At 64.5% G+C, this 23,865-nt stretch carries 24 protein-coding genes and 2 tRNA genes; 9 read left to right on the top strand and 17 right to left on the bottom strand.

Annotated elements, in window-relative coordinates; all coding sequences use genetic code 11:
* Positions 1-79: 79 nt before the first annotated feature.
* The 4 genes from E3T46_RS15110 to E3T46_RS15125 all read right to left on the bottom strand — a co-directional run bounded on the left by E3T46_RS15110 (position 80) and on the right by E3T46_RS15125 (position 3,294).
* Positions 80-1,267 (bottom strand): Fic/DOC family N-terminal domain-containing protein, encoded by a 1,188-nt coding sequence (locus E3T46_RS15110; RefSeq protein ID WP_134579184.1) that lies wholly within the window; start codon positions 1,265-1,267, stop codon positions 80-82.
* 319 nt (positions 1,268-1,586) lie between these two features.
* Positions 1,587-1,982, bottom strand: a complete 396-nt coding sequence (locus E3T46_RS15115) for a hypothetical protein (RefSeq protein ID WP_134579185.1) — start codon at positions 1,980-1,982, stop codon at positions 1,587-1,589.
* A gap of 51 nt (positions 1,983-2,033) precedes the next feature.
* Positions 2,034-2,540 (bottom strand): helix-turn-helix domain-containing protein, encoded by a 507-nt coding sequence (locus tag E3T46_RS15120; protein ID WP_134579186.1) that lies wholly within the window; start codon positions 2,538-2,540, stop codon positions 2,034-2,036.
* Positions 2,541-2,697: 157 nt separating this feature from the next.
* Positions 2,698-3,294 (bottom strand): helicase associated domain-containing protein, encoded by a 597-nt coding sequence (locus tag E3T46_RS15125; protein WP_166790296.1) that lies wholly within the window; start codon positions 3,292-3,294, stop codon positions 2,698-2,700.
* A 165-nt stretch (positions 3,295-3,459) separates the two neighbouring features.
* Between E3T46_RS15125 and E3T46_RS15130 the strand changes: the two genes are divergently transcribed.
* Positions 3,460-3,783 carry a hypothetical protein gene (locus E3T46_RS15130; protein ID WP_134579188.1) on the top strand — a complete coding sequence of 108 codons (324 nt, stop codon included), beginning with the start codon at positions 3,460-3,462 and terminating at the stop codon, positions 3,781-3,783.
* 2 nt (positions 3,784-3,785) lie between these two features.
* Here E3T46_RS15130 and E3T46_RS15135 read toward each other — a convergent pair whose 3' ends face one another.
* The gene (locus E3T46_RS15135) at positions 3,786-4,172 is read right to left on the bottom strand and encodes a hypothetical protein (RefSeq protein WP_134579189.1); all 387 of its coding nucleotides are present in this window, start codon (positions 4,170-4,172) and stop codon (positions 3,786-3,788) included.
* Between the two features lie 329 nt (positions 4,173-4,501).
* On the opposite strand from E3T46_RS15135, the gene E3T46_RS15140 reads away from it, so the two are divergent.
* Together E3T46_RS15140 and E3T46_RS15145 are read left to right on the top strand one after the other, a co-directional pair.
* Entirely contained in the window at positions 4,502-5,545 is a 1,044-nt protein-coding gene (locus E3T46_RS15140; RefSeq protein WP_134579190.1) for a site-specific integrase, read from the top strand.
* On the top strand, positions 5,542-7,350 hold the full coding sequence (locus tag E3T46_RS15145) for a hypothetical protein (protein WP_134579191.1): 1,809 nt from the start codon (positions 5,542-5,544) through the stop codon (positions 7,348-7,350). Before E3T46_RS15140 ends, E3T46_RS15145 begins: the two co-directional genes overlap by 4 nt.
* A 231-nt stretch (positions 7,351-7,581) precedes the next feature.
* Here E3T46_RS15145 and E3T46_RS15150 read toward each other — a convergent pair.
* The 5 genes from E3T46_RS15150 to serS all read right to left on the bottom strand — a co-directional run bounded on the left by E3T46_RS15150 (position 7,582) and on the right by serS (position 11,464).
* Positions 7,582-7,670: transfer RNA gene (locus tag E3T46_RS15150), tRNA-Ser, on the bottom strand.
* A gap of 103 nt (positions 7,671-7,773) precedes the next feature.
* Complete coding sequence (locus E3T46_RS15155; protein WP_134579192.1) at positions 7,774-9,078, bottom strand: LCP family protein; 1,305 nt, start codon at positions 9,076-9,078, stop codon at positions 7,774-7,776.
* An 86-nt stretch (positions 9,079-9,164) separates the two neighbouring features.
* Positions 9,165-9,249 (bottom strand) — tRNA-Ser (locus E3T46_RS15160).
* 122 nt (positions 9,250-9,371) lie between these two features.
* Positions 9,372-10,187 (bottom strand): HAD family hydrolase, encoded by an 816-nt coding sequence (locus E3T46_RS15165; protein ID WP_255452965.1) that lies wholly within the window; start codon positions 10,185-10,187, stop codon positions 9,372-9,374.
* Complete coding sequence (gene serS / locus E3T46_RS15170) at positions 10,184-11,464, bottom strand: serine--tRNA ligase (RefSeq protein WP_134579193.1); 1,281 nt, start codon at positions 11,462-11,464, stop codon at positions 10,184-10,186. The genes E3T46_RS15165 and serS overlap by 4 nt, the downstream gene beginning before the upstream one ends.
* Before the next feature lie 63 nt (positions 11,465-11,527).
* On the opposite strand from serS, the gene E3T46_RS15175 reads away from it, so the two are divergent.
* Positions 11,528-12,514: a diacylglycerol kinase family protein gene (locus E3T46_RS15175; RefSeq protein ID WP_134579194.1), complete on the top strand. Its 987-nt coding sequence runs from the start codon at positions 11,528-11,530 to the stop codon at positions 12,512-12,514.
* Positions 12,515-12,619: 105 nt separating this feature from the next.
* On the opposite strand, the gene pheA is transcribed toward E3T46_RS15175, so the two are convergent.
* On the bottom strand, positions 12,620-13,576 hold the full coding sequence (gene pheA / locus E3T46_RS15180; protein WP_134579195.1) for a prephenate dehydratase: 957 nt from the start codon (positions 13,574-13,576) through the stop codon (positions 12,620-12,622).
* A gap of 35 nt (positions 13,577-13,611) precedes the next feature.
* Here pheA and pgm point away from each other — a divergent pair, with 35 nt between their 5' ends.
* Positions 13,612-15,228: a phosphoglucomutase (alpha-D-glucose-1,6-bisphosphate-dependent) gene (gene pgm, locus E3T46_RS15185; protein WP_134579196.1), complete on the top strand. Its 1,617-nt coding sequence runs from the start codon at positions 13,612-13,614 to the stop codon at positions 15,226-15,228.
* Here pgm and E3T46_RS15190 read toward each other — a convergent pair.
* Together E3T46_RS15190 and E3T46_RS18070 are read right to left on the bottom strand one after the other, a co-directional pair.
* The gene (locus E3T46_RS15190; RefSeq protein ID WP_166790297.1) at positions 15,225-15,935 is read right to left on the bottom strand and encodes an amidase domain-containing protein; all 711 of its coding nucleotides are present in this window, start codon (positions 15,933-15,935) and stop codon (positions 15,225-15,227) included. The two genes, pgm and E3T46_RS15190, sit on opposite strands and share 4 nt — an antisense overlap.
* Positions 15,936-15,956: 21 nt before the next feature.
* A complete protein-coding gene (locus E3T46_RS18070) occupies positions 15,957-16,094 on the bottom strand; it encodes a hypothetical protein (protein WP_158251572.1) in 138 nt (45 codons plus the stop codon).
* A 172-nt stretch (positions 16,095-16,266) separates the two neighbouring features.
* On the opposite strand from E3T46_RS18070, the gene E3T46_RS15195 reads away from it, so the two are divergent.
* On the top strand, positions 16,267-17,682 hold the full coding sequence (locus tag E3T46_RS15195; RefSeq protein ID WP_134579198.1) for a GH1 family beta-glucosidase: 1,416 nt from the start codon (positions 16,267-16,269) through the stop codon (positions 17,680-17,682).
* A 123-nt stretch (positions 17,683-17,805) separates the two neighbouring features.
* Here E3T46_RS15195 and E3T46_RS15200 read toward each other — a convergent pair whose 3' ends face one another.
* Together E3T46_RS15200 and E3T46_RS15205 are read right to left on the bottom strand one after the other, a co-directional pair.
* Positions 17,806-18,729, bottom strand: coding sequence for an LLM class F420-dependent oxidoreductase (locus tag E3T46_RS15200; protein WP_134579199.1), 924 nt, complete (start codon positions 18,727-18,729; stop codon positions 17,806-17,808).
* Entirely contained in the window at positions 18,726-19,622 is an 897-nt protein-coding gene (locus E3T46_RS15205; RefSeq protein WP_134579200.1) for a site-specific DNA-methyltransferase, read from the bottom strand. The genes E3T46_RS15200 and E3T46_RS15205 overlap by 4 nt, the downstream gene beginning before the upstream one ends.
* 49 nt (positions 19,623-19,671) lie before the next feature.
* On the opposite strand from E3T46_RS15205, the gene E3T46_RS15210 reads away from it, so the two are divergent.
* On the top strand, positions 19,672-20,010 hold the full coding sequence (locus E3T46_RS15210) for a GNAT family N-acetyltransferase (protein WP_134579201.1): 339 nt from the start codon (positions 19,672-19,674) through the stop codon (positions 20,008-20,010).
* A 36-nt stretch (positions 20,011-20,046) separates the two neighbouring features.
* Here E3T46_RS15210 and E3T46_RS15215 read toward each other — a convergent pair whose 3' ends face one another.
* Entirely contained in the window at positions 20,047-21,099 is a 1,053-nt protein-coding gene (locus tag E3T46_RS15215) for a biotin/lipoate A/B protein ligase family protein (protein ID WP_134579202.1), read from the bottom strand.
* 9 nt (positions 21,100-21,108) lie between these two features.
* Positions 21,109-21,951, bottom strand: coding sequence for an alpha/beta fold hydrolase (locus E3T46_RS15220; RefSeq protein WP_134579203.1), 843 nt, complete (start codon positions 21,949-21,951; stop codon positions 21,109-21,111).
* A 72-nt stretch (positions 21,952-22,023) separates the two neighbouring features.
* Between E3T46_RS15220 and E3T46_RS15225 the strand changes: the two genes are divergently transcribed.
* Positions 22,024-22,527, top strand: coding sequence for a MarR family transcriptional regulator (locus E3T46_RS15225; RefSeq protein ID WP_241980821.1), 504 nt, complete (start codon positions 22,024-22,026; stop codon positions 22,525-22,527).
* A partial coding sequence (locus E3T46_RS15230; protein WP_166790298.1) for an MFS transporter occupies positions 22,524-23,865 on the top strand: 1,342 nt, incomplete at its 3' end. The genes E3T46_RS15225 and E3T46_RS15230, both read left to right, overlap by 4 nt.

Here is a 23,865-nt window from a genome sequence, read left to right on the forward strand (position 1 = left end):
GCAGTGTCGATCAGGGTGAACGGGGCGACCTCCAGACCCTCGGGCACTTATTACCGAACACACCGCTTGGGCAGAACAGCTAGCCCTCGAGAAGTTGGACCACTGGATATGAGAGATACACGCGACCGTAGGTGGAGCCGGTCACTTCTGTGACAACATTTAATTCTTCGAGCTCGCGTGCTCGTCTGGCGGCCGTATTGGTCGACACGCCGAGGGCAACTCGGAGTTCTTCGACAGTGAAGACTGGTTGGCCAATCACGAAGTCAGCGATCTGTTGGCCAATGCTCCGCATTCCGAGAAGTGCCGCGCGCTCGACGATGCCGTCGCGATAGGAAAAGAGAGCGTCGATAGTTGCAAGCGACGATCCGGCTCGGTCCGTAACGGCTTGGCAGAACATCGTTATCCAAGAATTGAAATCGCCCGTGACGCTGACGTGCATGAGCGCATCAATATATTGGTTCTTTCTCGGCTGGAACCATGCCGAGAGGTTCAAAATTGGGTGTTCGAGTTCCCCCGCAGCCATGAGCTGGAGGGTGATGATGAGGCGGCCCAGTCTGCCGTTGCCGTCCGAGAATGGGTGAAGGGTTTCGAACTGATAGTGGGTCAGAGCCACTTTGGCCAATAGTGGAAGGCGGTGATCGGCGTTCACCCATCGTTCCCATTGCGAGAATCCCTCCTCGAGTGTCGGCCCATTGGGAACGGGAATAAACCGAGCGTCTCCCACTTTGGCCTCTTCCGCCCCGATGAAGACCTGCTTGTTGCGAAGTGCACCCGCGTCAGATCCATCGCCTCTGGTTCCGGTCACCAGAATGAAGTGAAGTTCTTCGATCACACGCCGACAGATCGGCAGGGTCTCGATTAACTGCACGCTCCTTAGGGCCGCCGTCACGTAGTTCCGAATCTCCCGCATCTCTGAGGGCCGTTTGGCGTCCACGTAGTCCGCCGTCAAGATCTCATCCAGCGTCGCGAAGGTGCCTTCGATGGCACTGGTCGCTTTGGCCTCGCTCATGAGAGCGGGCCTCACCAGCACTGTGGGATTTGGAAGAAACTTGATGCGTGCGTTCAAATTCCCGAGCGCGCGGTCGGCAAGAGACATTTGGTAGACCGTCTCTTCGCTGAGTGCCAGAGAAATTGGAAGCACGTCTGGCGCGAAGGCGAACGTGTCGTACGCCTGATCGAACCGGTAGTCATATCCACTGATCGGCATCAAGCTACCAATGGGGGACAGCTTGAGCGCCTCAATATCCATAAATGTCACAGTAGCCATGTTTTTGACAATCTGTGGACAACATTGTCAATTGACAACTGATTGTCAAAGTGAAGAGAATAATGATCTTCTGTGGATAACTATGTCAATTTTCATTGCGATGCTCGCGGAATCCGCAGGTGTTGTTGGCCTGCCCGCTTGTGGGAGCGGCCGTCGACGCGCCGACGGTCCCTGGACGCTCCGGCTGCGTCGGGGTGACCGATAACGACCTATTACGTCAAGACGCCGGTGCCCACCTCACCGGAGATCGCCTGGCCGGTGCTCTCCCCAAGCGGGTGCGCCGAGAAGCGGCCCGACCGCGAACCGAAGCCGTGGGCGGCTACGGGCTGTGGTCCGGCCCGGCCGCACCGTCGAAGTCATAGTCAGAAAACCACTGGGAGGCCAGCCAGGCGACCGCTGCGGCCTTGTGCTCGTGCGGTGACCCGAAGCAGCCTTGCACGACGCGGAGGTGGTCGAAGGCCTGCTGCGGGTTGATGCCGGGGCTCGGGTAGAGCTGCACGGTGGCGAGTAACCCATGAAAGAACCACAGGCTTTGGAACGCGGCCCGTTTCAGCGCCTCGGGATCTCCCGACGACTCCGGGTTCCTATACTGCTCCGGGATTAGGGCGAAGGCCGGCAGCAGGTCCGGGTTGGCGCCGCGTGCCGGAAAGACCAGGTCGCGCTGCGTGATCGTTCTTGACGGCATCGCAAACGCGTCGCCTGTCGGATCAGCCATGGGGACGACGTCCCCAGACGCGCGCTTCCCCGACGAGATCGCCTGTCCGCGTCACCATAGCTCCTCCATTTGGAGCTTCGCGGCCGCCAAGACTGTCTCCGGCTCCCGAAGGTGGTCCACCGGCCGGCCTTCCCCTGCGAATGACGTGGAAGGACTCAGCATCCAGAGACTCAGGCTCTCGGTGGTCCACTCGTTGACGCGGGCCAGATCGAGCAAGGTCTCAACAAATGGAAGGATAACCGACAGCTCCCGATCGAATTGAAATCCCGGGTACCGGTAAGAGTTCCCGCGTCGAATGCCGATGATCTGGCCGGCTTTCCGACGTTCCGAGAACCAATTACGAGCCGTTGGTGGGACTCGGAGAAGTTGGGCGACTTCCCGCTCCGTGAGCAGCCCGAATTCTGCGTCCATTAGCCGCCACATGTTTTCCGTTGCGAAGAGGCTGTAGGCGAGTTCCAGTGAAATCATCGCGGCCTGTGCCGGAGCAGCGACAATGACGTCCGACCGGCTCCGTGGGGCAGTCGCGTCGAGTCCGTCACCGTCGTGACCGTCAGCCATGTTTCGATTCTGCACGGCCAGACCGGCAGGAGCCAGACGACGCCGAAAGTGTATTCCGGCACGGAACGCGGCAGTGTCGGTTCGTCACACGCCGGCCTGGTCGGGATCGAGTGCGAAGTTTCGCAGGCAAATGGGACGGCTGGTCTCGCTTGTCTCGTCAACGTCCCCATGTCCAGAAACCCGAGCCGCTGAGATCGAGCACGCGCTCTCGCGACAAGCGCCCCCGACGATAAGCCATGCGCTGTTTCGCAGCCCACGCCGCGAGGGCGTGTTCGTTGTCGTCGTGGCTCCGGAGACGGGGCACCCGCCCGTTCTCGGTGATGAAGGCTCGATACTCCCTGAGGTGTGAAGTCCACACGTCGTCGCGGGGATGAAAGCTGAACCCGCCGATGGCCGCGAGCCGACGCTCCTGATATGTGCAGAGGCGTGCCCCAGCGAAGGCGCGGCGTTGCGCACGAACGAAGCTGGTTAGCGCTTTCTCTTCCACCGGAATTGTGCCAGCCGGTACCCGCCGGTTCTCGCGAGGCATGCGGTTCAGGCGCGCGATGAAGTCCTCCAACGCGAAAACATTCTGGAACCATCTTGTGATGGCGTCTGGGATCTGGGCGTCACCCGGTTGGGCATCCCGCAGCTGCTGTTCGCGAAGGAAGTAGGTGAGGGAGAGGGTCTGATCAGCGGTAAGCCCGTCAGGTCCGAGTCGGCAAAGCCGTGCGTACTCGGCATGCAGGGTCGACAGAGCCGTTGGTTCGGTCATGAGCATCTTTCCGGCCCGCACGGCGTGCGGTACCGGAAAGGTCATGCGCGGCAAGTCCGTGCGCTGACAAAAAGATGTATTCCTGCACGGCGAACATCCGTGCGGAAAAAAATCTAGCCTCGATCTCTGGCCCCTAGTTCGGGGGTCAAGAGCCGGAGGTCCCCCGTGAGCACGACAGAAGAACCCACCGACGGCACAGTGACGATGCTGAGCGGGCGCGAAGGTGGCCTGTGGCGAGTCTCAACGCGCGACAGTACGCACTACTTTGATCTGGAGGCAGGCACCGTGACCCGTGTTCCCGGCACAAGCGCCGCCCCCGGGTTCAACGATGTCGCACGGCCCCTTCGAAGCATCGACACCCTCACAGTGGGTTTCGGCGGGCGCTGGACCATGCACACCGACGGATGGTCAGAATCGGTCGACTACTACTGGCACGAGAGCTCGTTAGTGATGAAAATCGAACGAGTCCTTTCGGAACGTCCGGCATAACTTCAGACGGAACCCTTGCCGCGCGCTAGAGGCTCGGCAGTAAGAAGCTCGGCCGCGAGAACGCGAACCTCTGGGAAGGCAGCGCTCCAGATCAGGAGATCGGTGATGGTCATCATGGTTTCGCCACGCAAGATGCGACTGACCCTGTCGTAGGTCATTTCCGCTGGAAAGCCGGCTTCTTGCAAAAACAATCGCAGCGTGCCGGATCGTCTGGTCACACATTCTCGGATGGCGTTGGCGACGAGATGTTGGAATTCGGCAGCTGCTAGTTGCGCATCTGCACTGCCCACCGGAGTCCCCAAAACCCCCATCTTTCCGAAGCTTTTTGGGACCAGAAACCGGCCTCGCGGCTCAAAGACGTGACCGCCTGGCAGGGGCTTTTTGGGCATGTTCTGACCCTATCAATCAATCGACTATCACCCATGAATGCTGTTCCTGCAGTATTACAAAGCTTTAGATTGCAACTGGACTGAAATTACACCACTTTGTGCGCCACCCGTTTTCTGGGTGAACGCATAGAGACAGTATGACTTCCCATATTTCGTCCCCATCCGCCTCCACTCGTGCAACATTCCGCCGTCCGTTTTCTCGCCCAGCCTCGGCCGACTCGACCATCAATACCGAACACTGCGTGCGCCCACGGGCTGACCGCGTCAGCAGTAGGAAATACCATGCCCCGGCTCGCAGCCCTCTTCAGCCTTCGACCTGCATCACGAGGATGTGCTGGAGCGACCCCTGGATATTCGACGTCCAACTCATCAGCAGCCTCATCGGCCAGCTCCGCCGCACAAACCTCACCGACGACCCGACAAACATCGCGACCGCCATTCACTCAGCACTTCCTGCGGAATGCGTCACCGTGATGGTTCGGTACCAGCCCGAGATGTCACCGCAGCGGTGGGAACGTATCCGGGAATTCGTTGAAGATGCCGTGGCGGTCACCGCACCCAATTGCGCGTACACCACGTCTCGGCTGCTCATCGTCTGCTCGCACTACGTGGACTGGGCGGTAAACATCGCCAGTCTCCCGCTGCAGCCTCAGATTCTCTTTCGCCGTGAACTCATCTCTCGGTACACCAGTGACGTCATGAACCAGGCAGAAGGGACCCGACGCAACTACCGAGCCATTCTGCTGCGCATCTCCGAAATACTCCTCCCCGATAGCCCCGCGGCAGAGCTGACGGCTCTGAACTCACGCGTCAGCATGGAGCCGTACTCCGAGGCCGACCTGACCCGGCTCGAGTTCTGGGCGAGGGGACAGAACACGCCCGGTCGGGAACGCAACGCCACCGTTCTGTTGGCGCTCTGCGCCGGAGGCGGCCTGTGGTCCAACGAGGCTTGTGAAGCACGGCGCGAGGACATCCAATTCGATACCCACGGCGTGCTTGTCTTTGTGCGCGGCAACAACGCCCGCCAAGTGCCGCTTCTGGCCCGCTGGGAGCCATGGCTCCGCGTAGCCGTAGCCGGCCTCGACGCCGGCGACCGCGTATTCGGCAGCCCGACCCGCAAGAACAACAGCAAGAACCTCGTCACCGCGTTCATCCAGCAAAGCGTTCAGCCGCCCGGAATGCCACGGCCACAGACCAACCGCATGCGAGCGACGTGGCTCGTGACACATCTCACCGCCCGCACCGACATGCGCGCGCTGATGACCGCCAGCGGCGTCGGCAAATTCGAGAATCTGGCCCGTCTCCTGCAGTTTGTGCCGGAGCTGGACAGCGTCGCGTACCGTCAGCACCTGCGCGGGGAGCTGAACAAGTGATTCCGCGCATCGACCAAGCGCGCGTGCGCGACGCTGAAGCCTGGATGCTCGAGGCATTTGGCATGTCAAACGCCATGTACATGCGCCGCATCACGACAGACCCCCTCCGTGTCTACGTGAGCGAGACCATGCGAATTCTCGCAGCTGCCCAGATTCCTGTGCTCATCAAAACATGGCGCCACGAATCCGGCTTCACGTCTGCCCGAGGCCGCAAGCAGGCCATTGACGAACATGCCGCCCTCGCCGTGATTCTCATCCAAATGCGCATCGACGGCGACCTCCGCTTCAACAACATGGCCTCGACAATTCTGCGTTTGACGGACGCAGAACGCGAGAGTCTGGGAATCCGTGTGCACGACATCGGGCAAGCCTTCTGGTACGACCGCCTCTGGCGGGCCGTCTCACGGCTGCAACGCCTCGTCGACCCCTTCCCCGGCAACCGCCGCAAAATGCCCACCCGTGAGGACTACAAGAAGATTCTCGCCGCTCGCGACCCAGCCGACACTGCCGTCAAGCAGGCTCGCCTCTCGGCCCTCTGCAACGGGCTGTTACACGGGTCCATCGCGCTCATGCCTCGAGCGCTCCGCCGCCGTTTCAAGGGCAACACGGCCCTCGACGCCACGAAAATTCCTCTCAACGGATGGCTCGGCGGCCCGAGCAGGAAGAACCCCAACGGGGCCCACTGCAGCATCAATTACGACGGTGGCTGGTACGTTCGTGAAGGCAATCACGACGGCAGCGGAACGACGTATAAAGACAAACGAGCGTGGGCTATCGAAGCTGAAATCACCACGATGACCGCCAACACGCCGGGGGAACGCGCAACCTTTCCCCTCCTCGCTCACGGCGTCAGCTTTCACAAACCCGGCATGATTGCAGGCGAGGGAAACCGGTTGGTCAAGGCGATTCTCGCCGCCGGATTCCCCATCCTGCACTTCATGGCCGACCGCGCATACCTGCCCCGCAGCACTGCCGACACCCTGCAGGCCACGCTGGCCGAAATTGGCGCCAAGCCGGTCTTCGACTACGACAAAGACGAGCACGGCCAGACAACCTTCTACGAGGACCTCATCCAAGTCGGCGGCCAGTGGTACGTGCACTACATGCCCCAGGACCTCATCCACGCCCTCGACCTGTACCGAAAGGACCGCAAGACAGCCGCCAGCGGCGTGCCCGTCGACGAGGAAACGCCCGAAGACGACGCCATCCTCTCCAGCGACTCAAACTCCGTGCGTCAGGCCAAAGAACTGCGCGACCAGCGAATCGCTGAGCGTGAAAAGTACCGCGCCAAGCCCAAGGGCAAGCGACGGCCCGATGGCTCTCGTCAATACCTCTACCCAGACCCTAAGAACTACGACGGTTTGGCCTTCGACCACAAGACCGGCGAACTCATTGAGCCCATCCGTAAGAAGACCGTCGTGATACCCGCCGGGAAAGACCCCGCCAAGGACAAGGCCCTCAAGTACGGGCAGACCTACCCCCACAAAAGTCCCGTGTGGAAGAACTACTACGCCCTGCGCAACACCGTCGAATCCCAGAACGCGTTCATCAAGGACTCCGCGACCGAAGACATCGACTCCCCCATGAAACGGCGTGCACGCGGCAACACCTTCGCGTCACTGGCTGTGACACTCGCACTCGTCTCAGCCAACATCCGCAAGATTCTGACGTTCATTCAGAGCGAGCTGGCCCGAGTGCCCCTCACCACGAAGAACAAGTCCTTCGCGAGCACGTACTACTCGAGCGCTGACATCACTTCGGCGACGGCACCCACCGATACGGCGCCGTCACCACCACCGAGCTAAGCCACCCGGTCGTCAACAATTCCGTTACCTGCAGTAAAAGTCGCTTCGCCCTGCCCAAAACAGGGCGATTCGGCGTTTAACCACCGACCGCGCGCCGATCACAGCGTTTCTTGGGGCTAGCACTCTCGAAATCGGCGCCTTAACGCAGAAAACCGGCGATACGATCGCCGGTTTTTTGTTGCCGCAAGAATTTCATGAACTAATCGCTGGAATTACGTGAATTCCTCACTGCGGAGACGGAGGGATTTGAACCCTCGGTACCCTTGCGGGTACTCCACCTTAGCAGGGTGGTGCACTAAGCCGAACTATGCGACGTCTCCTTGGTGTCCGCTTGCGCAAACACACTCCCCCATCTTAGCCGTACCCCGAGCATCCGCTTTGACCATGAAAAATCACGGGCCGAAAACGGATGCCCAGGCCCGGCTACTGGTTCTCGAGCGTACGGCCCCTGGTGCAGGTGTAGTCGCCAGCGGTTTGGCCGGTCACCGACTCCGACAGCACCACGCCCGGGTCTTCGGTGGCGACAGGAGCCTCGGTCGCAGTCGGATCGGCGGTCGCCGAAGGATCGGCCGTTGCCGCGGGATCGGTGGTCGCGGACGGTTCCGGCTCGGCTTCAACGGGAGCGTTCGGATCGGCCTCGGTGCCGCGCCCGGTGGTTCCGCTCAGGGTCAGCGGCTCGTCGGCGGCAACCGCCTCGAACAGGTTGTCGAACGCCGGCTGCACGGCTTTCACCCCGCCGGTCCTACTGCCGGTGGGCACCTGCGCGAAGACAACCTGGTTGAGGTCGATGTCCTTGAGCGCGATAGCAATGGACGCGAGGGTCGTCACACTGCTCAGGCTGTCGGAGAGGCGCATGTTGGCCGTGACCGCCTTGGCCAGGGCGTACACCTTGGTCGGGTCAGAGAGCGTGTCAGCGCTCTTGATCGTGCGCACGAGCGACGACATGAACAACTGCTGGTTGTTGATGCGGGTGAGGTCGCCACCATCGCCGAGGCCGTGGCGGGTGCGCAGAAACTGCAGAGCCTCGTAGCCCTCGAGCGTGTGCTCCCCCGGGTCGAGGAAGGTCCCGGTGTACTCGTCTTCGATGCGGGTGGCCACACAGACCGGAACGCCGCCAACGGCGGAGGACATGGCCATGACGCCGCTGAACTGCACCTCGGCCGCAAACGGGATGGAGAGGCCGGTGAGTTTCTCGACGGTCAGCACGGTGCAGGCGAGTCCGCCGTAGGTGAGCGTGGTGTTGATCTTCTGGCTGCTCATTGCGCTGTGCGACCCGCTGCCGTCTTCCTTTGGGCAGGAGGGGATGGCGACGAACATGTCGCGGGGAAAGCTGATGACCGAGGCGTTGCTGTGGTCTTCGGAGATGTGCAGCAGCATGGTCACGTCGTTGAGGTCGCCGGTGGAATCCTCCGGGCCGAACCTGGCCTCCTGGCCGACGCGACTGTCGCTGCCGACGACGAGCATGTTCACGCCCCCGTCGATGGCGCCGATCGACGGAACCGGACCGTTGCCCTCATTGGCCAGGTGCACGCTCGGTGACGCGCTCTGCACGACGTCGTAGGTGGCAATGGCGGCCACGGAGAATCCGCTGACCAGAACGACGGCCACGCTGCCCGCAATGAATTTCGCAACGGCAACCGCAGCGTTCGGCTTTTTGAGCCGGCCGTGACGGGCAACAGTTTTGAGGTTCTTGGAACCGGCACTGCGGGGGCGAAGTTGGTCGCTCACTCATGTCCTCTCATCGGGTTGTGGGCTTGGGTCAGCCTGAGGCGACAATCATTGTGCGCCGGTGGTGGTGCGTTTCACTGGTGCTGCGGAGGGCGTGGGATTCGAACCCACGAGACATTTCTGCCCACCAGTTTTCAAGACTGGCTCCATCGGCCGCTCGGACAGCCCTCCCGGTTTGCCCATTCCCAGCACGAAAATGCCCTGCCGGGAAGAATTGGGCGAACTGGCCCGATTCTAGCCGATGGCAGACTGCTCAGGCTGACAGAGGTGCCTGAAAAACGGCTGGACGCGAGTCAGAGCGTGCGCAACACCGTGGCCAGGCCATCGCTGGTCACGTTGCCGGTGATCTCCGACCCGGCGGCGAGAACGTCGTCGGGCGACTCGCCCATGGCCACGCCGCGACCGAATTCGGCGGCCCATTGCAGCATGTCAATGTCGTTGCGTCCGTCGCCGACGGCCATCACGCGCTCGCGCGGCACACCCATGGCCACGCGCACCCGCTCCATCGCCGTTGACTTGTTGACGCCGTCGGGGGCGATATCGAGCCAGGCGGTCCACCCGATCGCATAGCTCACCCGGTTCAGCCCCATGCGCTCGACCACCTGGAGAAAATCCTCCATGTCGTGGTCGGGCGAGATGACGACCACGCGGGTCGCCTGATGTTTCAGCAGCTCGTCAAAGTCGACCCGTTCACTGTCCATGCCGATCGTGGCATCGGGAATCGGTTCGGTGTAGCGGTAGAAGCCATGCTCGTCTTCGACCGCAAAACGGGCCGAGCCGAGGTGCGCCCGAATCGAGGTGAGCACATCGCTCGGGTCGAAGGTTTCCACCCATTCTCGGCGGTAGCCGAGCGGGGCGGTGGCGTCGCGGTGCATCGTGATGGCCCCGTTGGAGCAGACCACGTAACGCGGCGAGATTCCGAGCCGGTCGAGCACCGGCAGGGCGGCCGCGGCCGAGCGCCCGGTGGCGAGCATGACCTCGTGGCCCTGCAAGGCGAGCCGGGCGACCTCGTCGATCACGGATTGGCTGATCGAGCCGTCTTCGTGCATCGTGGTGCCGTCGATGTCGAGGGCGACGAGCCACGGCTCGGTCGTCACCACGGAGGTCACTTCGCACCCTTCACCGGGAGGGGCGTGAGCACCTCGAGGCCGCCGAGGTAAGGGCGCAGCGCCTCGGGGACGCGCACCGAGCCATCCGCTTGCTGGTGCGTTTCGAGCATGGCGACGAGCCAGCGGGTGGTGGCGAGCGTGCCGTTGAGGGTCGCGACCGGTGCAGTCTTGCCCGATTCGGTGCGATAACGGATGTCCAGCCGACGCGCCTGGTAGGTGGTGCAGTTACTCGTGCTGGTCAACTCGCGGAACGCGTTCTGGGTGGGCACCCACGCCTCGATGTCGAACTTGCGGGCGGCGCTCGACCCGAGGTCGCCGGCGGCGACGTCGATCACGCGGTAGCTCAGGCCGAGGGACTGCAGCATGCCCTCCTGCAAGGCCACGAGGCGATCGTGCTCGGCCTCGGCATTTTCGGGCAGCACATAGGTGAACATTTCGAGCTTGTTGAACTGGTGCACGCGAATGATGCCGCGGGTGTCTTTTCCGCCCGAACCGGCCTCGCGGCGGTAGCAGGTGCTCCAGCCGGCGTAGCGCAGCGGCTCCTCGGACAGGTCGAGGATCTCGTCTTTGTGGTAACCGGCAAGAGCGACCTCGCTCGTGCCGGTGAGGTACAGGTCGTCGGCGGGCAGGTAGTAGACCTCATCGTTGTGCTCGCCGAGAAAACCGGTACCGTCCATGATTTCGGGGCGCACGAGGGTGGGCGTGATGAGCGGCACGAAGCCGGCTTCGAGCGCCCGGTCGAGGGCCATGTTCATGAGCGCGATTTCGAGGCGGGCGCCGATGCCTTTGAGAAAGTAGAAGCGGGTGCCGGAGACCTTGGCGCCGCGGGGCATATCGATGGCACCGAGCAATTCGCCGAGTTCTAGGTGGTCGCGCGGTTCGAAGTCGAACACGGGGGCCTCGCCGTGGGTGCGCAGGGTCACGAAGTTGGCCTCGTCACCGGCCGGAACGCCGTCGATGATGGGGTTGGCGATGGTTTTCACGATTGCCGTGAAGCGGGCATCGGCCTCGCCGGCGATGACCCCGGCTGCCTTCACCTCGGCGGCAAGACTCTGCGCTTCGGCGACGAGGGCCTTCTTCTGCGCACCGGGCGCGGCCGCGACACGCTTCCCGAACAGGTTCTGGGCTGCCCGCAGGTCTTCGAAGGCTGTGATCGTGGAACGCCGTTCGGCGTCGGCGGCGAGCGCGGCATCCACCGCTTCGACGGAGTCACCACGGGCCCCCTGCGAACGCTTGAAGAGGTCAGGGTTTTCGCGTAACAGCACCGGATCAATCACCCGGCCAGTCTACAAGTGCGCACTGACGGGCAAACGCGGAGTCAACCCAGTAGCCTAGGCCTCGTGACCGCCTCCGAACGCCGCAACCAGCACGCCGCCGTCGTCTACAACCCGGTGAAAGTTGACCTCGCCAAGCTGCGGGCGAGCGTGGCCGCGGCCGAGCAGTCTGCCGGCTGGGGCGAAACGCAGTGGTTTGAAACGAGCAAGGATGACGTCGGCCAGGCCGCCACCAAACAGGCACTCGACGGCGGAGCCTCGATGGTCGTCTCGGCCGGCGGCGACGGCACCGTTCGCGCCGTGGCCGAGGCGCTGCGTGATTCCGGCGTGCGCATGGCCATCGTGCCGTCGGGCACCGGCAACCTGCTCGCCCGCAACCTCGATCTGCCGCTCGGCAGCATCGACGCGGCCACCGCGATCGCCTTCAGTGGCGAGGACAAGTCCATCGACCTCGGCGTAGCCAGTGTCACCACCGAGGCCGGGGCGGTCGAGGAACACGTATTTCTGGTCATGGCCGGTGTCGGCCTCGACGCGCAGATGATCGCCCACACCCGCGACGACCTGAAGAAGCAGGTGGGCTGGCTCGCCTACGTGGACGGGGTTGCGCGGGCGCTGCCGAAGGCGCGGCCATTTCGCATCCGCTACAGCGTTGCCGGACGCACCGACCGCCCGGCGCAGGTGAGCGCCATTCTCGTCGCCAACTGCGGACTGCTGCCGGGAAATATTCAGTTTCTGCCTCACGCTCGCCTCGACGACGGGATTCTCGACATTGCCGTACTGCAGCCCAAGGGTGTGCTCGGCTGGCTCACCATCTGGCGACGGGTGACCTGGGAGAACGGCGTGCTGCGCCGTTCAGCGGTGGGTCGCCGCATGATTCAGACCACGGAATCCACCAATGAACGCGTCATGACGACGCTGCGCGGGGCCGATATTCGCATCGTGCTCGAGCACCCGCAGGATTTCGAGCTCGACGGCGACGAGTTCGGGCTGGTGTGCAAGGTGCGGCTGAACGCCGATGCCGGCGCGTTGATTGTGCGCGTGCCGGCCGAATAGCACGTCGGCTGTGAGGGGTCGTAAATATTTCCTCCCCCGCGGCCGGTTTGAGGACGATTCGCGACCCCTCACGCCGCTGAGCGACGGGTTCCCCGCTGGCTGCGCCTATTCGGCGGGCTCCCCGGCGATCAGTCCGCGCAACCAGTCGCGGGCCTCGATGAAGATGCCGTCGTCGTAGCGCGAGGTGAACTCGATCGGGCGCTTGTCGGCCCGCGGATACGACCCGAGAAAGATCACCTTGGGGCTGAATCGGCGCAGCCCGAGCAGGGCGTCGGCGACGCGTTCATCGAGGATGTGCCCCTCGGCATCGACGACAAAGCGGTAGCGACCGAGGGAATCGCCGATCGGCCGGGACTGGATGAGGCTGAGGTTCACGCCGCGGGTGGCGAACTGCTCGAGCATTTCGAGCAGGGCACCGGAGCGGTCACTTGGCAGCTCGATGATGAGGCTGGTCTTGTCGGCACCGGTCGGTGCGGTGAGTTCGGCTGTGCGGCCGACCAGCACGAACCGAGTGACGGCGTTGGGGTTGTCCCCGATATTCGAGGCGAGAACGACGAGGTCGTGGTGTTTGTCGATTCCGGGCGGGGCGATCGCGGCATCCGCTTGATCGGTGTTTAAGAGGGCGGAGGCAGCGGCGACGTTGCTCGATGCGGGGATGTGGCCGTGGCTCGGCAGGGTCTGTTCGAGCCAGATGCGGCACTGCCCGTAGGCGACCGGATGCGCATTAACGACCCGCACGTCGGCCAGAGTCGCGCCTGGGCGGGCGACGAGCACGAAATTCACCGGCACCAGATATTCGCCGATAATGCGCAGGTTTGGCACGCTGGCCAGGGCGTCCTGCGTGGCGGTGACGCCGCCGTCGACGGAATTCTCGATGGCGATCATGGCCGCGAAGCTGCGGCCGGAGACGACATCAGCGAAGGCCTCGCCCACGTTGTTGACCGGGCGCCAGATCTGGCCGCGCGCCTCGGGCACCTGCGCGAGGGCCGCTTCGGTAAAGGTTCCGGCCGGGCCCAGATAGCTGTAGGTGCGGGTCTGGACTGGATTCGGCGCGTCGGGCATGGCTGACAGCCTACCGGTGGTGCCAGACTGTGCTCATGAGCGAACGCGCGGGCACCCGAGCCCTGGAATCTGACCTGATCGACGTTGATGGGCTGGTCAAGGCCTATTACGATTTGAAACCGGATGCCCGGGTCCCAGCCCAGAGGGTCGTCTTCGGCACCTCCGGGCATCGCGGGAGTTCGCTGAACACCGCGTTCAACGAGGACCACATCAGCGCCACCACCCAGGCCATCGTGGAATATCGCGCGGGCCAGGGCATTACAGGGCCCCTGTTCATCGGCACCGATCCGCACGCCCTGAGCGGGCCAGCTTACACGACCGCCCTCGAGGTGCTCGTCGCCAACGGCGTGCGGGTGCTGGTCGACGAGTTCGACGACTACGTGCCCACCCCGTCGCTGTCGCACGCCATTTTGGCCTACAACCGCGCCGAACACGGCGACCTGGCCGACGGCATCGTCGTCACCCCGAGCCACAACCCGCCAATGGACGGCGGCTTCAAGTACAACCCGCCGCACGGCGGCCCGGCCGACAGCGACGCGACCTCGTGGATCGCGGGCCGCGCCAACGAACTCATCTCGGGCGGCCTCGACGGCGTGCTACGGAGCGAGCCGAGCGCCGTGGAAACCTACGACTTTCGCGGCAACTACGTGAACGACCTCGAAAACATCATCGACATGCAGGCCATCCGCACCAGCGGAATCCGCATCGGCGCCGACCCGCTCGGCGGCGCGAGCGTCGGCTACTGGGGCGCCATCCGCGACCGCTACGAAATCGACCTCGTCGTGGTCAACCCGAAGGTCGACCCGACCTGGCGATTCATGACGCTGGACTGGGACGAGAAGATCCGGATGGATCCGTCGAGCGCGTCGGTGATGGCATCCGTTGTCGCGCACAAAGACGAGTACGACATTCTGACCGGCAACGACGCCGACGCCGACCGGCACGGCATCGTCACGCCCGACGCTGGGCTGATGAACCCGAACCACTTTCTGGCCGTCGCGATCGACTACCTGTACAGCCACCGCGAAGGCTGGAAGATCGACGCCGCGGTCGGCAAGACTCTCGTCTCGTCGACCATGATCGACCGGGTCACCGGCTTTCTCGGCCGCGACCTGTGGGAGGTGCCGGTGGGCTTCAAGTGGTTCGTGCCCGGCCTCATCGACGGCTCGGTGGCGTTCGGCGGCGAGGAGAGCGCCGGCGCGAGCTTCGTGCGCTTCGACGGCACCGTCTGGACCACCGACAAGGACGGCATACTGTTGGCCCTGCTGGCCGCCGAGATTCTCGCGGTCACCGGCAAGACGCCCTCGCAGCGGTATGCGGAACTGACCGAGCACTTCGGCGCACCGTCCTATGCGAGAGTGGATGCCGCGGCCACGCCCGCGCAGAAGGCCGCCCTGGCCAAGCTCGACGGCTCGATGATCACGGCCACGGAGTTGGCCGGCGAGAAGATCACCGGCAAGTTCCGCGTTGCCCCCGGCAACGGCGCCGCGATCGGCGGCGTGAAGGTCACCACCGAGAACGCCTGGTTTGCGGCCCGGCCGAGTGGCACAGAAGACGTCTACAAGATCTACGCCGAGTCATTTCTGGGTGACGACCACCTGGCGCAGGTTCAGCTCGAGGCCAAGGCGATCGTCGACGCCGCGATCGCCTAAGGAACACTCCAGTAGTACGCCGTGCCGCCCGGGTGATCCACGGTGATTGCCGTGTCGACCGAGCGGAAGTCGGAATCGAGGGTGTGCCCGGCGAACGAGATCTCGATCGTGTCGCCGACCTTCTCGACCCTGGTGACAATGCCGGTGTGGTCGCGGTCGCCGGAGTTGTCCCAGTCGAACTGCACAATGTCGCCGACCTTGACCTGGTCACGTTGCTGATCGGTCAGGGCGGTGGCCTTGCCGGTCTGCGCGATGTAGTTCATGAATGCTGTGGAACTGCGCCAGGCGGCCGAGGCGTCGTAGGCGTTGCCGTTCTTCGGGCTCGACCAGACGCTGTCCATGGTCCAGCCGCGGGCGATCATGGCCTGGCTGGCGAAGTTGACGCAGTCGTTCTCGCCGAGCACGCCCCACTCGGCTGTGTTGTAGTTCTCCAGGCTCCAGTGCGCGAGGAGGTAATCGATCTGCGCGGCGACGGGGGCGCTGAGGGCAGGCTCCGCCTCGACCGGGGCCACAGCGGCCGTGTCGGTGGGGGTGGCGCGAACCGGTTCCTGCGTTGTGGCGGGGGTGGCGGCATCCGGTGTCTGCGCCGTCTTCGTGGGGTCGGCCGGTCCTTCGAGGGCCTGCACGACGAGCGCCGTCGCGCCGACCGCGAGCACGGCCCCCACGGCCGTCGTCAGGCCGAGTCGCTGCCACCTTGTCAACTGCACGTTGTACTCACTTCTGATTATTTAAACGCTGAGCGCGGCGCTCAGATAAAGGCCAATCGCCGCGAGCGCGACGACCACTCCAACGATGAGAACCCCGATCAAAAACCGGCGCCGGGTGCGCCGCTGATCGGCCTCGGTGGGTTCGTTGTTCTGCAACATGTTTCGAGCTTAGCTGCGCCGAATCTGAGAGCCCCGAGTGCCGCGTGCATAACTGCGGAGATCTCCGACACGATGGCCGGTTCGCAGCCGATTGCGGGGACGGTTCGACCGGATGTCCGCGGTTACGCCCTCGTCACTGGTCGAATTCCTCGCCGCAGGGTAGCGTGACGTCATGTCGCAGACCCTGCCCACACCGTTCACCTGGCCGCACGGATTTCTCTGGGGGTCGGCGACGGCCGCCGCGCAGATCGAGGGCGCCGGCCACGCCGGTGGCAAGGAAGATTCGATCTGGGATGCGTTCGCGCGGGTGAAGGGCGCCATCGCGGGCGACGACGACCTCGAGACAGCGGTCGATCACTACCACCGGATGCCGGCCGATGTGCGGCTCATGTCCTCGCTCGGCCTCGACGCCTACCGGTTCTCGACCAGCTGGGCCCGCGTGCGCCCGGGCGATCGAGCGATGAACCCCGAGGGGCTGGACTTCTATTCCCGCCTGGTCGACGAGCTGCTCGGCGCCGGCATTCTGCCCTGGCTCACCCTGTACCACTGGGACCTGCCGCAGGCCCTCGAGGAGGAAGGCGGCTGGGCGAACCGCGACACCGCCTACCGGTTCGTCGACTACGCAGGGGATGTCTACTCCGCGCTGGGCGACCGGGTCACCCACTGGACCACCTTCAACGAGCCGTTCTGCTCCTCACTGCTCGGCTACGGATCGGGCGCCCACGCGCCGGGCCGGCAAGATGGCCGGGCTGCGGTCGCTGCGGTGCATCACCAGCACCTCGCGCACGGGCTCGCGGTGAACGCGCTGCGCTCGGCCGGGGCGCAGAACCTCGGGATCACCCTTAATCTCACAAATGCCGTACCGCGCGATGCCGCCGACCCGATCGACATTGAAGCGGCCCGTCGACTCGACTCGCTCGCCAACCGCATCTTTCTAGACCCGCTGCTGCGTGGCTCCTACCCGGAGGACACCCTGCTCGACCTCGAGCCGTTTGGACTCGCCGAGGTCATCCACGCCGACGATCTTGAGATCATCGCGGCCCCCCTCGATTTTCTGGGGGTCAACCACTATCACGACGACCTCGTGAGCGGTCATGCGGATGCCTCGGCTACCGATGGTCACGCCGGTGGCGCCGACCGGCCCGTCGGTTCGCCGTGGGTCGGATCGGAGTACATCACCTTCCCCAGTCGCGGACTGCCGCGCACCGCGATGGACTGGGAGGTCAACCCCGACGGCCTGCGTCTGCTGCTGGTGCGGCTCGGTCAGGAGTACGACCGGCTGCCGCCGCTCTACGTCACCGAGAACGGCGCCGCCTACGACGACAGGGTGAGCGCCGACGGCGCCGTGCACGACGTGGAACGCACGGAGTACATCGCGGCGCACATCAACAAGGTGGGCGAGGCTATCGCGGCCGGCGCTGACGTGCGCGGGTACTTCGTCTGGTCGCTGCTCGACAACTTTGAGTGGTCGTACGGCTACGAGAAACGGTTTGGCATCGTGCGGGTCGACTACAAGACGCTCGAACGCACGGTGAAAGACAGCGGGCGCATGTACGCGGCGCACATTCGGGCGGTACACGGGGGCTGAGCCGGGCGCCGCCCGGGCCTCGCGGCACGTGTTTGGGACGTTGGCACTGGTTTGAACACGTGCGAGCTCCCCCAACGCGTGCCACCGGCGGATGCCGGCGCCGCGGCATCCGCTCGGCGCGCCTCAGCGCAGCTGCGGAACCACCTCGGCGGCCAAAAACTCCAGGTGCTCGAGGTCGGACAGATCCATGATCTGCAGGTAGACGCACTCGACGCCGGAATCGGCGAGGGTGCCCAGCCGGTCGACGATCTCGGAGGCGGTGCCGGCAAGGCCGTGCTCACGCAGCTCGGCCGGCTCGCGACCGACTGAGGCCGCCCGGCGGGCGAACTCCGTCTCATCCGATCCGCCGACGGCGATCAGCGCCGCCGAGTAGGTGAGCTCGACCGGGTCGCGGTCGATGGCCTCACAGGCCGCCCGCACGCCGTCGAACTTGCCCGCAATGTCGGCGAAGTCGGGAAACGGCAGGTTGAACTCGGTCGCGAAGCGAGCCGCGAGTTTCGGGGTGCGCTTGGCACCGCCACCACCCACGATCACCGGCACTCGCGCCTGTGTGGGCTTCGGCAGCGCCGGCGAATCGACGAGGGTGTAGTGCTCGCCAGCGAAGTCGTAGCGGGCCCCGACCGGGGTGTTCCACAGCCCGGTGATGATCTCGAGCTGTTCCTCGAGCAGGCCGAACCGCTTGTCCGGAAACGGGATGCCGTAGGCGAGGTGCTCCTGCTCGAACCAGCCGGTGCCGAGGCCGAGCTCGACGCGCCCACCCGACATCTGGTCGACCTGCGCGACCTGGATGGCCAGAATTCCCGGCGGCCGGTAGGTCACCGAGGAAACCAGGGTACCCAAACGGATGCGTTTTGTCTCCCGCGCCAACCCGGCGAGGGTGGTCCAGGCATCCGTCGGGCCGGGCAGGCCATCACCGTCACCCATGACCTGGTAATGGTCGCTGCGGAAGAATGCGTCGAAGCCGAGCCGCTCGGTGGCCTGCGCGACGGCCAGGACGTCGTCGTAGCTGGCACCCTGCTGGGGCTCGGTGAAAATGCGAAATTTCATGGGTTCTCCTGAGTTAGTTCTAGAAATTCGACGCCTGGCACCGGCTCGAACCGGGCACGCATCACGACGAGCGCTTCGGGGTTCTGGTCGATCAGTACGAAGCGACGGCCGAGGGCGGCCGCGACGACTCCGGTGGTGCCGCTGCCAGCGAAGAAGTCGAGCACCCAGTCGCCCTCTCGACTGGACGCCTGGATGATGCGCCGCAGGATTCCGACCGGTTTCTGGGTGGGGTAGCCGGTTTTCTCCTTACCGGTGGGCGAGACGATGGTGTGCCACCAGACATCCGTCGGCAGTTTGCCCTTGGCGACTTTTTCGGGCGTGACCAGACCAGGAGCCATATACGGTTCCCGGTCCACGGTCGTGGAATCGAAGTAGTAGCTGGCCGGATTCTTCACGTAGACCAGAATCGTGTCGTGTTTGGTCGGCCACTTGTTCTTCGATTTGGCACCGTAGTCGTAAGCCCAGATGAGCTCGTTGAGAAAGCATTCCCGGCCGAACAGGGCGTCGAGCAGCACCTTGGCGTAGTGCGCTTCGCGGTAATCGAGGTGCAGGTAGAGCGTGCCGTCGTTGGCCAGCAGCCGCCAGGCCTCGATCAGGCGCGGCTCCAGAAAAGCCCAATAGTCCTCAAACTGGTCGTCGTAGCCGAGCAGGTCGCCCTTGATGCGCTCGTAGCGCTGGCCCTTGAATCCGGTGATCGTTCCGGTCGCGTGGGATCCATCGGTGGCGACCGAACGCACCGACGTGGTGGTCTGGCGTTTCTGGGACCGGCCGGTGTTGAACGGCGGGTCGAGATAGATCAGGGTGAAGGCACCGTCCGGCAGGCTCGGCAACACCTTGAGGTTGTTGGCGTGGATGACACGGCTCGGACTGGTCGGTGTCCACGAGAAAGGCATTTGTCTATTCTTTCAGCCTCCGCGCCGTCTATCGGCTTAGTCTGTCGGGATGACTGCTGAATCGGCTACCATCCACTCGCAGGATCTGGCTGAAGCCGGCACTCTGCAGGTGCACCACAACCCCGAGCAGAACCGGTACACGGTCTGGCTCGGCGACGACTGCGTCGGCCTGGCCGACTACGTCACCACGCAATCGGCGGTGCATTTCACGCACACCGAGGTCGACCCGACCCGGCGCGCCCACGGTTTGGCGAGCATCCTGGTCGAGCAGGCGCTCGACGACGTGCGCGTGCGCACCGACCTGGCCGTGGTGGCCGACTGCTCGTATGTGGCGCATTGGATCGACACGAACGCGGAGTACCAGGACCTGCTGACCCGCGGCCGATAGCCGATTCTGGGTGAGCGGATGCCGGCATCCGCTCATCTAGGGAACCCGGGTCAGCCATTCCTCGGTGCTGAACTTGTTCGCGACGAGCTCGGTGGCCTTGGCGTATTCCTCGGCGGTGACGTCGCCCTCGGAGGCGCCGTAGAGGCCGGTGAAGGTCTCCTTCATGCGTTCGATGATCTCGGCACGGCTCAGGCCGGTTTGGTTGCGCAACGGATCGACGCGCTTGGCGGCACTCGTAATGCCCTTGTCGCTGAGTTTTTCGCGGCCAATGCGCAGCACCTGCACCATTTTTTCGCCGTCCATGTCGTAGCTCATGGTGACGTGGTGCAGTACGGCGCCGCTTCCGAGTCGCTTCTGGGCGGCCCCGCCGATCTTGCCGGTCGGGCTCGTGATGTCGTTGAGCGGCTGGTAGTGCGCGTCGATGCCGAGCGATTTGAGCGCGGTGATGACCCACTCGTCCAGAAAGGCGTAGGAGTCGGCGAAGCTCATGCCCTGCACGAGGTCGGTCGGCGCGTAGATCGAATAGGTGATGACCGAGCCGGCCTCCATGAACATGGCGCCGCCTCCGCTGATGCGCCGAACCACGGTGAAGCCGTACTTCGCGGCGTTCTCGGGGTCGACCTCGTTTTTGAGCGACTGAAAACTGCCGATGACCACGGCCGGTTCGTTCCACTCCCAGATGCGTAGGGTGGGTTGGCGGCGGCCCTCGCCGACCTCGATGGCGAGCACCTCGTCGAGGGCCAGCTGCAGCACGGGCGCGACCGGCGTCTGCGAGTGGATGATCTGCCAGTCGTAGTCGCGCCAGGTGCTCGCCTGCGCGAGCGACCGACGAATGGCGACCGCGACGGCCTCCGGCGAGAAGCCGAGCAGAATCGCGCCGGCCGGCAGCGCGCCACGCACGGCGTCCGCGATCGCAGCGGCCGTACTGCCGGCGGGCAGGCCGGTCACCGCCGCGTTGATGTCCTCGAGGGCATCGTCGGGTTCGAGAAAGAAGTCCCCGGCCAGACGAAAATTGGCAATGACATCGTCGACGACATCGAGATCAACGACGACCAGCTTGCCGCCCGGAACCTTATATTCACCATGCATGGTTTCAGCCTACGACGTGAATCGTTCGTCGAGCCAGGCGACGAGGTCGCCGATGACCTCGTCGCGGTTGGTCTCGTTGAAGACCTCGTGGCGCGCACCCGGGTACACGATCAGACGCACATCGCGCAGCCCCGACCGCTTGACGTAGGCGTTCACCAGTTTGAGCGCGCTGCGTTCGCCACCGACGGTGTCGTCCCCGCCGACCAGAACAAGCATCGGCAGGTCGCTGGGCAGATTTTTCGCTGGCCGGCCGAACAGTCGGGCAGCCTCACGCAGGCCGAATAGCTTGGCGAGCGGCGTCGCCGTGGTCAGCGGGTCGGCCACGAACGCCTGAGCTACGGCCGGGTCCCGGCTGAGCCACTCGACTCCGGTCGTGCCGAGTGTTTTGTGCTTGCGGTTGAGGTCGCCGCCGTCGAGATAGCCCGGCCAGCGGTAGGCGCTGCCCGAAAGCACGATCGCGTCGTACTCGGCGGCGTGCGCGTTCACGATCATTTGGGCCATGAACGATCCCCAGCTGTGTCCGAGCAGCACGAGGGGCAGTGTCGGGTTTTCTGAGCGGATGATTCCACTCAGCTGATGCACGCTGGCCACGGCCGCGCGCAGCCCGCCGGCGCCGAGCCGACCAAGTTTCGTGTGGTCACCGCCATGCTGGGCTAGCCCGGTCTGGCCGTGGCCCAGGTGGTCGTCGGCGTAGACGCTGTAGCCGGCTCGGTTCAGGTCCGCGGCGAGCGCCGCGTAGCGCTGGGCGTGTTCGCCGACGCCGTGGGCGAGCTGGATCACGGCTTTGGGGGCGTCGATCGGCCAGACGTAGTAGGTGACGACCAGGCCAGAGGCATCCGTATATGTGGGCACGAGGATAGTCTGCCCTGTTCCGGGCCTGCTGCCAATATACTTAGCATAGCTAATTTGCTATGCTAAGGATATATGGAATCACGAATGCACCCCAAGACCGCGGCCCTCGGCGTCATCAAGGCGCAGCCGCCCCTGAACAGCGAGCCCGCCGCGGCGAACAACACCGCCGAGCTCAGCCACGAATTTCGTCTGGCCAACGGCCGCCTCGCCCGCCGCCTGCGCCAGGAGAAGGCCGAGAACGAACTCGGCAGCGGCCAGTTCTCAGCCCTCGGCGTGCTCTACGTGCACGGCCCGCTAACGCTCACCGAACTCAGCGAGTTCGAGCGCGTCACCCCGCCGTCAATGACCCGCACGGTCAAATGCCTCGTCGATGCCGGCCTCGTCGCCCGCACCGATTCCACCCTCGACGGCCGCAAGATTGTGCTGCGCACAACGGATGCCGCGAGCGAGATGATGACCGAGACCCGCAAGCGTCGAGATGCCTGGCTGGTGCAACGCGTCGCCCAGCTCAGTCCCGCCCAGCGCAGCACCCTCGCCGACGCGACCATCATCATGAAGGAGCTCGCCGACAGTTGAGTGCCATGTTTCGCTCGCTGAGCGTCGTCAATTACCGCATCTGGTTCGCCGGGGCTTTGGTGTCGAACATCGGAACCTGGATGCAGCGCACCGCCCAGGACTGGATCGTTCTCACCCAGCTCACCAACTACGACGCGACAGCGGTCGGCATCACCATGGCACTGCAGCTCGGCCCCCAGCTCGTGCTGATGCCGTGGTCCGGCCTTATCGCCGACCGGTTCAACCGGCGCAAGCTGCTCATTCTCACCCAGACCCTGATGGGCCTGCTCGCGCTCGGCCTCGGCATTCTGACCGTGCTCGAGGTGGCCCAGCTCTGGCACGTGTACCTGTTCGCCCTCGGCCTCGGCGTCGTCGCAGCGATCGACGCGCCCGCCCGTCAGACCTTCGTCTCCGAGCTCGTCGCCGAAGACCAGCTGTCGAACGCGGTCGCGCTCAACTCAGCGTCATTCCACGGTGCACGCCTGATCGGTCCGGCCGCCGCCGGCCTGCTCACGGTCGCCGTCGGTGCCGGCTGGGTGTTCATGATCAACGCGGTCACCTTCGCCGCGACCGTCTTCGCGATGACCCTGCTGCGCACCCAGCAGCTGCGCCGCCAACCGAAGATCTCCCGCGAGCGCGGGCAGCTCCTGGCCGGTTTTCACTATGTGCGCGGCCGTTCAGACATCATCGTCGTCATGATCGCGGTCTTTCTGATCGGCACCTTCGGCCTCAACTTCGCCATCTTCACCTCCACCATGGCCACAATCGAGTTCGGCCGGGGAGCTGCAGAGTTCGGCCTGCTCAGCTCGATCATGGCCATCGGCGCGGTCGTCGGCGCCCTGCTGGCCGCCCGGCGCAGCCGCGCCCGACTTCGGCTCATCGTGCTCGGCGCCGCCCTGTTCGGCCTGGCCTGCGCCCTGTCGGCGATCATGCCGACGTACACCGGTTTCGCCATATCTCTGGTTCTGGTGGGAGTGTCCTCACTCACGCTCATGACGACCGCGAACGCCTACGTGCAAACGACGACCGCCCCCGAGATGCGCGGCCGCGTGATGGCGCTCTACATGGCCATCTTCGTCGGCGGCACTCCCCTCGGCGCTCCGCTGGTCGGCTGGGTAGCGGATGCCTTCGGCCCCCGCTGGGCGCTCGGCCTCGCCGGGGTCTCCGGCCTGTTGGCCGCACTGGTCGTGCTGTTTTGGATGGTGCGCTATCGCCGACTTCGGGTCCAGGTGCATCCGTTCTCGGCGCCCCGGGTGCGCGTTCTGCACGCCGGCGACGGGCGCGAGGCGCCGCCGGTGCGGCCGAGGCGCCGAGGCCGGTCCGCCGTGCTGGAGCGGGAGCAGGCGCCGGCCGCGCCCG

This window comes from Cryobacterium sp. Hh11 (assembly GCF_004404045.1).
GTDB classification, from domain to species: Bacteria; Actinomycetota; Actinomycetes; order Actinomycetales; family Microbacteriaceae; genus Cryobacterium; species Cryobacterium levicorallinum.